At 38.1% G+C, this 13,621-nt stretch carries 13 protein-coding genes; all 13 read left to right on the top strand.

The features are described from left to right. Nucleotides 1-126: 126 nt before the first annotated feature. The 13 genes from R7Q48_RS06540 to R7Q48_RS06480 all read left to right on the top strand — a co-directional run bounded on the left by R7Q48_RS06540 (nt 127) and on the right by R7Q48_RS06480 (nt 13,437). Nucleotides 127-624 carry a hypothetical protein gene (locus tag R7Q48_RS06540; RefSeq protein WP_104979413.1) on the top strand — a complete coding sequence of 166 codons (498 nt, stop codon included), beginning with the start codon at nt 127-129 and terminating at the stop codon, nt 622-624. Between the two features lie 149 nt (nt 625-773). Continuing rightward, complete coding sequence (locus tag R7Q48_RS06535) at nt 774-1,712, top strand: DUF4268 domain-containing protein (protein ID WP_256903444.1); 939 nt, start codon at nt 774-776, stop codon at nt 1,710-1,712. A gap of 142 nt (nt 1,713-1,854) precedes the next feature. Next, nucleotides 1,855-3,000, top strand: a complete 1,146-nt coding sequence (locus R7Q48_RS06530; RefSeq protein ID WP_047104539.1) for a DUF6602 domain-containing protein — start codon at nt 1,855-1,857, stop codon at nt 2,998-3,000. Nucleotides 3,001-3,144: 144 nt separating this feature from the next. Beyond that, the gene (locus R7Q48_RS06525) at nt 3,145-3,657 is read left to right on the top strand and encodes a DUF4145 domain-containing protein (RefSeq protein WP_047104327.1); all 513 of its coding nucleotides are present in this window, start codon (nt 3,145-3,147) and stop codon (nt 3,655-3,657) included. 147 nt (nt 3,658-3,804) lie between these two features. Then, nucleotides 3,805-5,031: a hypothetical protein gene (locus R7Q48_RS06520; protein ID WP_256902897.1), complete on the top strand. Its 1,227-nt coding sequence runs from the start codon at nt 3,805-3,807 to the stop codon at nt 5,029-5,031. Nucleotides 5,032-5,174: 143 nt separating this feature from the next. Beyond that, nucleotides 5,175-6,386 carry a hypothetical protein gene (locus R7Q48_RS06515; protein WP_270007588.1) on the top strand — a complete coding sequence of 404 codons (1,212 nt, stop codon included), beginning with the start codon at nt 5,175-5,177 and terminating at the stop codon, nt 6,384-6,386. Between the two features lie 654 nt (nt 6,387-7,040). Then, nucleotides 7,041-7,457 carry a lysozyme inhibitor LprI family protein gene (locus tag R7Q48_RS06510; RefSeq protein WP_017821968.1) on the top strand — a complete coding sequence of 139 codons (417 nt, stop codon included), beginning with the start codon at nt 7,041-7,043 and terminating at the stop codon, nt 7,455-7,457. A gap of 152 nt (nt 7,458-7,609) precedes the next feature. Further along, nucleotides 7,610-8,245: a hypothetical protein gene (locus R7Q48_RS06505; RefSeq protein WP_256903446.1), complete on the top strand. Its 636-nt coding sequence runs from the start codon at nt 7,610-7,612 to the stop codon at nt 8,243-8,245. Nucleotides 8,246-8,483: 238 nt separating this feature from the next. After that, nucleotides 8,484-9,395, top strand: a complete 912-nt coding sequence (locus R7Q48_RS06500) for a YiiX/YebB-like N1pC/P60 family cysteine hydrolase (RefSeq protein WP_256903447.1) — start codon at nt 8,484-8,486, stop codon at nt 9,393-9,395. Then, nucleotides 9,376-9,588 (top strand): hypothetical protein, encoded by a 213-nt coding sequence (locus R7Q48_RS06495; protein ID WP_256903448.1) that lies wholly within the window; start codon nt 9,376-9,378, stop codon nt 9,586-9,588. Before R7Q48_RS06500 ends, R7Q48_RS06495 begins: the two co-directional genes overlap by 20 nt. A gap of 147 nt (nt 9,589-9,735) precedes the next feature. After that, nucleotides 9,736-10,281, top strand: a complete 546-nt coding sequence (locus R7Q48_RS06490) for a GNAT family N-acetyltransferase (RefSeq protein ID WP_074050572.1) — start codon at nt 9,736-9,738, stop codon at nt 10,279-10,281. Nucleotides 10,282-10,958: 677 nt separating this feature from the next. Continuing rightward, a complete protein-coding gene (locus R7Q48_RS06485) occupies nt 10,959-11,537 on the top strand; it encodes an ankyrin repeat domain-containing protein (RefSeq protein ID WP_048625632.1) in 579 nt (192 codons plus the stop codon). Nucleotides 11,538-12,333: 796 nt separating this feature from the next. Then, complete coding sequence (locus R7Q48_RS06480) at nt 12,334-13,437, top strand: hypothetical protein (protein ID WP_256903449.1); 1,104 nt, start codon at nt 12,334-12,336, stop codon at nt 13,435-13,437. Nucleotides 13,438-13,621 lie beyond the last annotated feature (184 nt).

Genomic DNA, 13,621 nt, shown 5'->3' with positions numbered 1-13,621 from the left:
CAAGAGGGATTCGCAACGCGTGGCATTTTCACTATGCGTTGGTTTTAGTGTTTATGGTGGTATGCGGCAGCATCGGTATTGCGTTACTCACCCCTTAACATGGCGTTATACATCATGGAGATAAATATGCTTACACCTCCAACAGACAATTTATACAAGTTCATGGCGATTTTTGGGCTTGTTATTGTTTTTTCATCTGCTGCTTTTGGGTGGAAGGCTTCTGATGAATTCGATCAGTTTTTTGAGTCAAACACAGATTATGTGAATAATATTTTTAAAGGCGGAGACGCCTATGAAAAATTTGCCGATGAGACAAATAAAGGTATTGAAATCTATAATAGTGTTCGCGGCGATTGGAGTAAGCTAACCGAGAAGCAGAAGGAAGAATTAGCCATTATATTGAAGGAATCAGAAAAACTTAGAGATGAGGCAGGCCAAATCATCAATGGTAACCCAGCCAAAAGAATTGCATTGCAAAGTAGAACTGAAAGGTATCAGTTAGCTAAAGTGGTTAGCTTTATTGGTATAGCACTTGGGTCAATAGTCTCGGCTCTAGGTTTTTTCCTGTGGCATACACGTTTGCAGAAATATATTGATGATCTTCACCGCAACCAAAATGTATAACAAAGCGTTTAAGACGGATTCACAACGCATGGCATTTTCAGTTTTAATCGGCTTTTGTGTATACGGCACAATGAATTAGGCAGGGTGTTCGCGTTGTTCACCACTTAACGCGGCGTTATATGCCATTCGGATAAAATAGGAAGTTACAGATGTTTGGTGAATTGAAGAAAGTCCCTTTAAGAAATATCTGGGCACATGAAGCGCAAGACTTTACTCCTTGGCTAGCGGAAAATATTGAAGAACTGGGAAACGCTGTTGGATTGGAGCTTGAGTTAGTTCAGCAAGAGGCAAGTGTTGGGAATTTTTCTCTTGATATTTTAGCTAAAGATCTTGGATCGGCTGAAAACGTTATTATAGAAAACCAGTTTTCCCAAACGGACCATGATCATCTAGGTAAATTACTTACATATGCGGCAGGATTTGACGCTTCATTTGTCATTTGGGTTGCTGAAACTATTCGTGAAGAACACCGACAAGCCTTAGACTGGCTAAACCACCGAACAGACAGTCAGACTCAATTCTTTGCGGTTGTTGTCGAAGTCATTCAAATTGATGACTCAAAACCTGCTTTCAACCTAAAACCTGTAGTATTCCCAAATGAATGGCAAAAAAGTAAATCTGCGAATAAGACTGTTCAAAAAACGAGTGCCAAATCCGAAAAGTATCGCGAGTATTTCCAAGAGTTAATTGATGATCTTCGGTGCAAGCACAAATTTACGTCAGCCAAGGCAGGTCAACCACAGAACTGGTACGCATTTGCTTCAGGAATTACCGGTATAAACTATGGTGCAAACTTTTGCCAAGGCAATAAAGTTCGCACAGAACTTTATATCGACTTTGGTAATGCTGATGAAAACGAATCTTGCTTGAACTATTTACTCGAAAGCAAAGCTGAAATTGAAGATGAATTTGGAAGTGAACTTTCTTGGGAGCCAATCGATGGTAAGAGAGCTACCAGGGTGGCTGTTTATCGCAACGGTTCAATTTCAGACGGCAATGATCTATCTGATATTAAATTGTGGCATATCGAAAACCTACTTAAGTTCAAAGGGTTATTTGCCAAAAGGGTTCGTCAGCACTTGAAATAGGCATATAACAAACTGTTTAAGAGTGATTCGCAACGCGTGGCATTTTTACTATGCGTTGATTTTAGTGTTTAAGGTGGTTTGCGGAAGCATCAGTATTGCGTTGCTCACACCTTAACAGGGCGTTATATTTTGAGGAGATTTTGTGCAATACATTTGTGAAGATGAAGATAAATTAAACGATTTGCAAACTCCAAATGGTACGAGTGTTGTTATACAGGATGGAGATGGTGTTTATCAAAAAGTCTATCTCGACGATGACAACTTTTTAGCAGATCGCTTTCATCGTAAGATTAAATCAGAGATGGAATGGTTTGAAAAAATAATTAGACACTCTCCAACAGTTGGTAGTTTTTATGAAAACCTACTGCGCACAACCTTAAAAGAGTTCGCACCAGCAAACAATTGCATTGGGACTGGTTTTGTCTTTGATTCGACAAGAAAAAAGCATGGCAAGCAAATTGATGTGCTTGTATATGATGATTCCGATCGAAGTGTCATCTATAGGTGTGATGAGTTTGTAGTCATCCATCCATCTAGTGTTATTTCAACTATTGAGGTTAAGAAAACACTGAATAGTACAGTTCTAAAAGATGTTGTAAAAAGCACCTTTTACAATAACTTAGGGCAAGAACCTTTGAACTTGAATAAAGTTCAAAGCATAAAGATATTTTCTTATAAGCTTCAGTGTAAAAAAGAAACAATTTGTAAGGCGTTAGTCAGTGCTTTAGAGGATTGCATAGAGTCGCTAAGAGTTTCTTGTGATGGGGTAAATGGACGCCTGCCAATTACATATTGCTCATTACCTAGTTTGTACTTTCTTGATGAACCTTTCTATATAACGACCAATCTGGTTAAAAATGAAGATGGTTCATTTTCAATCGTTACTAATGTTCATGATACAAAAGGTAGTGGTTCAATTGGAGCGCTACTTGAATCAGCGATTCAAGAAAACAAACATAAAGTGCTCGAACATGAGAAAAACTTCTTGCAAAATGTGCTAAGGAGATCTCCCGATACTATCGATGTAAAAGGCGATATTTGTCTTGTCGACTACATATCTTACCGAGATTTTATCAATGTTTTTCCCAAGCATAGAAAAGCGTTATCTGTTTTAGAATTTGATGGTTTTAAACCAACAAGCTTAATGCTACCTAAGGGGGAGGACTTGTCTAAATATGCCAATCCAAATGCATTTTTTGATTCAGCTAGAGCTACTTTTGAAATGTATAAATACGATGCAGACTCTCCAGAGGTAAAGCTTTTAGCTGCGGCGAGCTTCAAAATATAACAAACAATTTAAGAGTGATTCAGCACGCTTGGCATTTTTGGTTTGGGTTGAGTTCGGTGTTTACGGTAGTCAAATTGAGTGTCGTAGCCGCGTGCTTCACACCTTAATTGGGCGTTAAATGCTTTTCGGTAGAAGTAGGAATCAATGACATCACATCCATTATTACCAATGCCAAGTACAAATCTAGAAATCTCTGAGTCATATGCACTTCTTGGTCGTGCGTTAGCATACGCTACAGATTTTGAACACAACTGTAGAACGTTGGCTCATTTGACAGATGTTGTGAACACAAATAATGAGTTTTCATTCGAGGTCTACATGCTTTTGAAGTCAGGTACTTTGTATGAAAAAATTCGGTCATTGGTATCTGAGTACAGTTTACCAACGCATTCAGAGGACAGTATTCACGCCGCTAGGAAGGCAAGAAATAACATTGCTCATAGTATCTGTATAGAACATGAAAAACTCTTGTCTAGTGAGAGTGGGCGTTTGGCTTTTAGGGCAAACATCATGTGTGAAATGGATGCGCTAATTAAGGGGAACCAGTTAGTTCAAGACATAATACGAACACTAAAACAAGGAAGCAAAGACACACATGGCTCAGAGGTTATCGAGTATTTTTTTGCTGTATCTGAATGGCTTGATGGTAAAAATTAGCCACGCATTTAACAAACTGTTTAAGAGTGATTCGCAACGCGTGGCATTTTTACTATGCGTTGCGTTAGGTGTTTAAGGTGGTATGCGGAAGCATCGGTATTGCGTTGCTCACACCTTAACAGGGCGTTAGAATTTTAAAGGGAAGGTATGGAAGACGGTAAATTAATATATATAAATGATTGCTACGAGGATGGTGATTCTTTTGTGGTTCGCTATGAAGACGTCACTAAGGAGGTAGTAGAAAATATTCTCAAGGTTGAGGGAGTTGAGGATATTGAAGAACTAGAAGCTCGAATACCATCGAGCCGAATGTACTCAAATCCGAAAGTGTACGTAGATAGGTTTATGCTCTTCGAAGAAGAGTTCGACATTAGTCAAAATGGTTTCCAAAATGCTGTTAAAGGTGGCAATGATCCTCGTGCTCGGTCATTGAGGAGCTCTCTTCAGTACCTAAATCAAAAAAATAAGGCAAACTTGCTTGAGCTATCTGAAGAAAGCGACGCTACTACTGGTTTAGGAAAAGATTGGTATGTGTGTATATTCAACGTTGGAAATGGTGAAAGTAATCTATTAGTTGCTCCCGATGGAAAACTATATCTTTTTGACGGAGGGCGTTTAAATCAGGATGTTTGTTCAAAGATAAAGAAGGCTATAAGTTATTTTGAAAAACAGAATATAAATGTCTCCAAAAAAATTAGCGGTTTTTTCATATCTCATTGTGATGGAGATCATTTTCGAGGTGTTATTGAGGCTATTGATAAGATAGACACAACTCAAGACTGTTTTTTGTACTACAACTATCTATCTTCATTTTCTAAACCTTCTTGGGTTAATGGTCTAGCTAGAATCGATAGTCTAGCATGCGATGGAAAAATATCTAAATATGTTCTAATTCCAGAAAAAAGAAATTTAAGCCATATGTCTTGTTTAATACCGTCATTACACATTACTTGGATGTGGCCTTATAATGACTTCCGAACTCAGTGTGTGACAAATAATATAAGTAGCAATGATTCAAGCCATTGTTTATATATTTCCAGTGTAAATCAAAAATACTCGGTTAACTTCTTTGGTGACGCAGAAAATATTGCAGGCAGTAATATTGATTTTGACCCCGCTAAGTTAGATAAAGAGTTTTTATTTAAACCATCACATCATGGTAGAAATTCGGGAAATATCAACATTGGAGGTTATCCATCTGTAGATATGCATAAGCATTTTGACCAATGCTCAAAAGTGAAATTCTTCGTTTCATCAACTAAAAAGAACAAGCATTTGTCGCCAATAGCTAGCAAAAATTTACTCACAGAATCAGCTCAAACAGCTATGATTTTTAAGTTCTCTAGCTCTGGTTTGTCGAAAACTGCAATATAAAATTCTAACAAACTGTTTAAGAGTGATTCGCAACGCGTGGCATTTTTACTATGCGTTGGTTTTAATGATTAAGGTGGTATGCGGGAGCATCGGTATTGCGTTGCTCACACCTTAACAGGGCGTTAAGTTACAAAGGAAATATTGTGGAAAATAATGAATTTATAGATACATATTCAGACGACATAATCTATTTGATAGAAGCGAGAAAGGCTTTAATCAAAGATCCAATGGTTAATAATTTTGAGCCTTTATGTACTGCTTCACTCTCAAGAATCTTAATTGTGTTTACGATTGGTACAATTGAGGCAGCATTAGAGCACTGGAATGAAGATGATCAAACGGGAATCTTAGCGAATTACTTTCAAAATAACTGCTCCAACAAACAAAGAATTGAATCCTTAGAAAATGCCTTCAACGATAAAGGTATAATTGTCGACAGTGAAATATTTAAAGATTTCTTAGCTATAAAATATCTTCGAAATACCATTGTACATGCATCATGGAATCAACGTGGAAAAGAATATTTAATTGAGCGAGATTTTCCAACTGATACAAGGCAGTTGAACGGGGAACACTGGCAGAGAATTGTTACTGTCCATAACAATATGCTCATGTATTTGGGTATAACAAAAATATCTAGTTTAACAGGTTTCTCGGGAGAAATTGAAACGCAAAAATATCAAGAGAACGAGTTAAAAAAAGTATTTAAGAGAAAAGATATCGCTTTAGTATATTGGTCAAATATGGAGCGAATAAATTGGATAATTAAAGATTATGTTCGGTCATTTGTTGAAAGCAATGGTGCTGTAGAAAAGGAAAATATCTACAAAATATTTGTTGAACACAGCGATTACACCCTTAATTTTGATTGTGTCGATGCCATTCAATCATGGGATGAATATAAAAGGTTAACTTTTGATCTCGCGGGAATTACGAAGGAAAATTTATATTTTTGCAAAAAAGTACTGTTATCGTTACATGAAAATAACAATTATCCAATAATGCAGTCATTTATAACTCCACAAAACGTACCAAGTGAATGCATAGAAAAATACGAATCAGACTATTTACAACACATTTTTAAAGGTGAAAAGGAGTTTAGTACTAGCAATATACATCAAGCCCTCTCTATGGGAGAACATGTGTATTGGATGTCAAAAAACGATACAGCTGTAGACATGCTGGTTAATGTACTACCTGTTGCTTTTATCAATCAAGTAGAGGACTTATCTGAACGTGTAGAATTTGCATTGCTCGCATTCCAAGTTCGGGAGTTGTGGTATTGGTTTGTTGAGAGGAAAAGCAGTCCAGCAACATCATTTTGGCTTAAATATTCATTAGAAAATGTAACTTAACAAAGCATTTAAGAGTGATTCGCAACGCTTGGCAGTTTCGCTTCGCTCAAGTATAGCCAAGCGTCGCTCACACCTTAATGCGGCGTTAGTACGGGTTTGACATCAAAGGTCATAAGTTTTGGTGTTTATCTGTTTTGGCGCTCGTCTTTACACCTTTCAGTTTGTGCCTTTCACGTTCTTTCCGGTGGCACTATATGCGGAGTGTTCGCTTTGATTTTACCGTTTACGGCTTCTAACTCTTAGCCTATTTCTTTGGCGCTTTTTCATTTTCGTGGTGACTTTTGAGAGAACCTTGATTACTTTTTGTGTGGCTGTTGAAGTGCGAGGAAAGAATCCTTTTCTCATTTGAAGTCAGTAAAAGTAGGGGAGTTCAGTGCGTTTTTCTTCTAGCCAACTCTCGTCTATCAATGGCGGTAAAGTTTTGTAGCTGCCCGTCTCACTTCAGTGTTCAAAGCCTTTCATATCATGCCACTTTTCAATATCTTGGAGCGCATAAATAGAAGTAGCGCATGTACTAACAAATTGCTTAAGAGTGATTCGTAACGCGTGGCATTTTTACTTTGCGGTGGCTTATGTGATTAAGGCGTTGTGCGGTAGCTTTTGTATTGCGTTACTCACACCTTAGCAAGGCGTTATGTGCTTTAGGAGAAAACGATGAATAAGTGTCTAATCATCATATTAGCTAGTCTTTCATTTGGTGCTCTTGCTGAAGAAGAGTCCATTGACTGTAATAATGCGATGACCACAATCGAGATAAACCAATGTACTGCTATTGAACTAGAGTCAGCACAAGTTAAATTAGACAAATATCTAAACACTAGCTTTGAGCACAACTCTCATGACCCAGAACTGATCGCAGCAATTAAGCTTGCTCAACAGGATTGGCAAGCATATATGTCCTCTCACTGTGATTCGGTTTATACGCAATGGCGTGATGGAACTATTCGTGGAGTTATGGCGATATCGTGCAAAACTAAGTTAACTAAGCAAAGAACGCACGAGTTATGGGAAAACTTTTTAACTTATATGGACAGTACACCACCAGTTTTACCGGAGCCAAGTGTAGAGTAGGTTTCAATCACGCACATAACAAACTGTTCAAGAGTGATTCGCAACGCGTGGCATTTTTGCTATGCGTTGAATTTAGTGATTAAGGTGGTATGCGGGGGCTTCGGTATTGCGTTGCTCACACCTTAACAGGGCGTTAGGCATCAGGAGGAAACTTGGATAAATTTTCAATTGAATTACTAGAGAAAGTAAACGGATTCTATGCGACATCTTTCTCTCAACTAATGACAATTACACTTGGTTTGGTTGCATTCGTCGGTGTTTTGATTCCGATCTTGTTTACTTTTTACCACAATCGAAAAGTGAAATTAGAGTCTGAGTTGCTACAAAAACATATTGAGCAAAAGGTATTAGACGCTCAAGCTGAGCTTATGAAACATATTACTCAAGAGGTATGTTCGAAGTTTGACTCAGCTAGCTCTGAGAACGATAAAAGGTTGCATGTTCTGTCTGCTGGTTTATTTCATCTTCAAGCTAACTTTCAAATTAAAAATAAAAGCTTTAAGAATGCTACGGATAGTAGCTTTAGCGCCATATTTTCATGCATAGAGGCGCATGATGAATTAAACCTGAAACGTGGCTTGGAAGTTCTAATGAAACGTTGCCTACCATTTTTAACGCCAGAGCATGCAGTCAATCTAAAAGAACTGGATTTTAACCTAAGCGAGCTAATTGCCACCCTAAAAGGTATTAATGAAAATGGTCGCTATACTGACACCATATTTGAGCTTTCAGCAGCCAAGCATGAGCTGCTTCATAAACTGTCTACACACCATGAGGCGAATGCCTAACAAACTGTTTAAGAGTGATTCGCAACGCGTGGCATTTTTACTATGCGTTGAATTTAGTGTTTAAGGTGGTATGCGGCGGCTTCGGTATTGCGCTGCTCACACCTTAACAGGGCGTTAGGCGCAATAGGAGTATGCATTTTAAATGAACTTTGTAAATTGGCTATTTGACAAGTTAATTCGGTTTTATGTAAAGATCTTTTTAATTCTAGTTATACTTACGTTCATTCTGACAAGTTTTTTGGAAGATGAACTCATCAACTTAGTTATTTTTACTTGGTCGACAGCGCACTTGTGCATAATAGGTATTGCATTTTATTTTCATACTAGGCTTAGGATCATTATAAAAGGTGATATAAATAGGCATATCTCAATAATTTCTAGCAATAATGTGAACAAGCGGAAAGATCCAATTAGTGTGATTTCATTGTTCCCATCAGAAATCCCTGAAGACATTAAGACAGTCGATACTAATGCGAGAATTGTTTTTACGGGGTTAAAGGATTTTCCTTTTGTTCACTGTGTTGCTAGAACAATACACAATTTTAGTTATTATCGTTATGATTGGTTGAAAATAGATAAGTCAGCGTTCGATATGTCTTTCAAGTCATTGATGATAGGGGATATGATTTTATATCACAATAAGCGTTCACTTATAGGTCGATGTATACGTTTATTTACTAGGTGTTATTGGGAGCACTCTGCAATTTATTCAGGAAGTGGGAAGGTCATTGAAGCTGTGCCAGTTGGTGTAATAGAGTCTAACTTGAGTGACTGGCTTTTGGATGACAACGTCGAGATTGCTGTATTACGAGTGGATATGGATGAAGAAAAGCAACATGAAATAGTGGGGTTTATGAAAAGTACTATTGGAAAAAGGTATAACTATTCGGGTGTTTTTAACAGCTTTTGGGTTATTGTAACAGGTAAGTCATGTGATGGATTAATGACACCATTAATACTTTTTTCTAACTTATTGCTTTTGAGTATTGTATTTTACTGCAATTTTCATGCTCCTGACCTACCGAGATTGGGGTTACTATTTTTTTCTATATCTTCAGTCTATATGTTTGACTGTATATACCACTGGCTTGCATTTAAGCCGAATTTAAAATCACTATTTGAGGGTAAAGATGAGAAATCCAGAAACTAATCCATTTTCATTGTTTTTTAAAGCTATTTCTGAAAACTATACAGGAATTATTGCCATAATTCTTGTTGGTTCTGCTTGTTACTTATGGTTATTAGAAAAAACTGTTCCAGATGCATTACAAAATCTAATATTAATAGTAGTCTCCTTTCTTTTTGGGCAGAAATCTAAGCAGAGTCAAGGTGAAAGCGCCTAACAAAGCGTTTAAGGCAGATTCGCAACGCGTGGCATTTTTGGTTTTATTCAGCTTAAGTGTTTATGGCACAATAGTTTAGGTGCAGTAGTAGCGTTGCTCACTACTTAACGCGGCGTTATGCGTAATTGATGGAGTACAGAATATTAGATGGAAGTTGTAGAAGCGGATAAATCGGATTTAGTTTCATTCTTTGCGTATCTTGAACATCAGCTGTCTGAAAATGGTAATGGCGAAGTTCCTCTTTTTCAGCCAATGTCCAGAGAGCAAAGTGAAGTTCCAGAAGCAACAAAAGAAAAGTTTATCCAAGGTTTTTCCCATGAGTTTGGCGATGTAGGTTGGAGAAAGCTATGGGTTGTAAAAGACACGTATGGAAGTATCAAAGGTCATATTGATCTTCGCCACTACAATGATGAAAGCCGTTCTCATCGAGTTCTACTCGGTATGGGTGTACATGTTTCTTGTAGGAAGCAAGGTATTGGTCAAAGACTCATTGATGCTGTGATAAGTTTCTGCCAAGAAAAAGCTGAAATTGACTGGCTGGATCTTTGTGTATTATCAGAGAATTTTCCAGCAAAGAACCTCTACTTAAAATCAGGGTTCGATGTTGTTGGAGAGTTCAACGATCAATATCGAATCGATGGTTTGTCAGTCTCGGAAACAGCAATGACAAAGTGCGTCAAAAATTACGCATAACAAACTGTTCAAGAGTGATTCGCAACGCATGGCATTTTTACTATGCGTTGGTTTTAGTGTTTAAGGTGGTATGCGGCGGCTTTGGTATTGCGTTGCTCACACCTTAACAGGGCGTTAGTACGGGTTTTACATCAAAGGTCATAAGTTTTGGTGTTTATCTGTTTTGGTGCTCGTCTTTGCACCTTTCAGTTTGTGCCTCTCACGTTCTTTCCGGTGGCACTATATGCGGAGTGTTTGCTTTGACTTCACCGTTTACGGCTTCTAACTATTAGCCTATTTCTTTGGTGCTTCTTCATTTTCGTGGTGGCTTTTGAGAGAACCTTGATTACTTTTTGTGTGGCTGTTGAAGTGCGAGGAAAGAATCCTTTTCTAATTTGAAGTCAGTAAAAGTAGGGGAGTTCAGTGCGTTTTTCTTCTAGCCAACTCTCGTCTATCAATGGCGGTAAAGTTTTGTAGCTGCCCGTCTCACTTCAGTGTTCAAAGCCTTTCATATCATGCCACTTTTCAATATCTTGGAGCGCATAAATAGAAGTAGCGCATGTACTAACAAATTGCTTAAGAGTGATTCGTAACGCGTGGCATTTTTACTTTGCGGTGGCTTATGATGATTAAGGCGTTGTGCGGTAGCTTTTGTATTGCGTTACTCACACCTTAGCAAGGCGTTAGGAGGGATTATTTTGAAGCGATTTTTACTAGCAGCTTTATCCATAGTGTTTTTGACAAGTGATTCAAGTTCTTGCAAAAGCAGAAACGACCCTAGTAGTCCTATAAATATCGCAATTTATCAGATGATTGAGGGAAAAAGCAGCTCGTATGCTCAACGTTTGTTGAAGAAGGGAATGGACGTTAATACAGTCAATTCATGTGGAGCGTCACTATTACTCATGGCGTCATTTCTTGGTGACCATGAACTGGTAAAAACTTTACTATCAAGTGGTGCGCTCCCCAACATACAGAATTATGAAGGGAATAGCCCAGTTTTTGCATCTGCTAACTTCTCCAATAACAAAATATTAAAGCTACTTCTTGATAATGGAGGTGATCCCAATTTACTTCTTACTCAGGAGTATGTTTACAACTCACCATTAATGATTGCTGCAATCAATGAGAATATTGAAGGTGTTAGGTTATTATTAGAGGCGGGAGCCGATTGTAATTACCGCAATCAATTGGGAAATTCAGCAAGAAAAATTGGTGAGGCTTCATTGAATTTAGAGCTGAAAGCGTTGCTTATGGCGTGCGAAAATCCCACCTAACAAACTGTTCAAGAGGGATTCGCAACGCGTGGCATTTTTACTATGCGTTGGTCTTAGCGATTAAGGTGGTTTGCAGAGGCATCGGTATTGCGTTGCTCACCCCTTAACAGGGCGTTATAGCTCTGAGTTCGATGCGCCACATAGACGAATTTGCCATAGCTTCCTATCTTTATACTGTTGGTTAGGCATTCGAGGGTATCGCTATGTTTTTTGTCTTTTTGCTTTGGTTAGTGTTCGCAATATTAGTAGGGAAATATGCAGCTACAAAAGGGCAATCAGCTATTTTCTATTTCTTTTTGGCTGTCATTCTTTCTCCCTTAGTCGGCTTTATCATTGCGCTTATCTCTTCAGATAAACGAGAAGCAAGTATGTTAGACTCAGGTCACTACCGTAAGTGTCCTTATTGCGCTGAGCTTATTAAAGCTGAAGCAATAAGGTGTAGACACTGTAGTTCTAGAGTTGAAAAAGAGAAACATTACACTGACGCACAATATGCTCTCAAGTCCAGTGATACATACTATGATCCTAAGTACCTCAAGAGATCTTGCATGGCTTGTAATTATACAATCCCAGCGGGAAAAGTAGTTTGTCCTAGGTGCAGGGAGCTTCAAGAAAACTAGCCGAGCTATAACAAAGCATTTAAGAGTGATTCCCAACGCTTGGCATTTTCAGTTCAAGGTTGGGTTTCGTGTTTACGGTGCAATGGTTTAGGTTAGGTGGTAGCGTTGCTCACACCTTAATGCGGCGTTAAACGTTTTCTTAGCTTCAACATGAGCAGAAATTTAAAGGATCATAAATGAGTCAGAGCGTTATTTCAGATAACTGGTCATTACAAAATATTGGTGGGTTACTGACAGGTGGTATTGATGAAAGTGAATCGCACTACATTGCAATCGACAAAGAGAACGATCGTTACTCTTATGAAGATAGCTTGAGTGCCATTATCAATACAGAAGCATTGTTTGATTTACTCACTGATATTATTTTACGTGATCAGATTTTAGTCGAAGAGAACTTTATTAGTGCTTGGAACTGTGAAGGAAACCCATTTCAAGAGGCGGTATCTAAGGGGGTTATACGACCTTACCCATTTTTAGTCGACTATAAGAGGCTACAAGGACCCCGTGACGAGTTTATTGAACGCCTTAGTCTGACATCAGACTTAAAGAAAGATCATGAAGAAAGCCGAGTAGGTTTTATTCAGAATAGATATGCTCCGCATGGGTACTTATCACAAACTCTATGGGGCGGTGCAGGCATGTTAGCTAGAGGTTTTGTTTACGAAAAAGGATATACGCCTCACCCAGTTAGAAAGCGCTTTTTTACTGATGCTGGAATAATGGTTTCTAACGAAGATTCAGTACTGAGACTAAACAATCTAGTTTCAGAGAAAAGAGCCTCTATAGCTGCGCTACATAACGCAGGTAGTGAACTATATGCACTAAATGTAAATATGCTTCCTTTACCGATACGAGTTATACAAGAGTCAAATTCTGCAAGCGATATGATTAAGGTAGCTCTTCAGTTAAGAGAAGAGTACCAAGAACTAAGAGATTGGTTAAACTGCTACCAGCAAGCATTAAGCGATGGTAGCTATAAAGATATGAATAAATTTTCCAAAATTCTTCAATCTATCTCTTTATACGTCGATTCGACTATGGGTTCTGTAGACTCAAATGCTCCTACGTTCACAGCAGGCATTGGTGTGCTTAAGGTTGCTATAAAAGGGCAGCCTTTAAACTCGCTCGTAAATCAGTTTGGTATTCGCTCTATGGTAAATAAACTAATTCTTAGTCGTAGTGGTACATCAGATTTGAAGAAATATTTAGGTTTCTTTGACCATAAAAATACAGTTGTTGGTATGAAGGTTGTTGAACACTTCTCACAAAAAAACGTTTAACAAACTGTTTAAGAGTGATTCGCAACGCGTGGCATTTTTGTTATGCGTTGGTTTTAGTGTTTAAGGTGGTATGCGGGAGCTTCGGTATTGCGTTGCTCACACCTTAACAGGGCGTTATACGAATAGAGGGAAATTATGTACAAAAATACTGATTTTAACTTGGATTCAAAAGAGTTCAGGTTTA

The organism is Vibrio sp. 378 (assembly GCF_033339435.1).
This window is presented reverse-complemented; position numbering and strand designations above follow the sequence as displayed.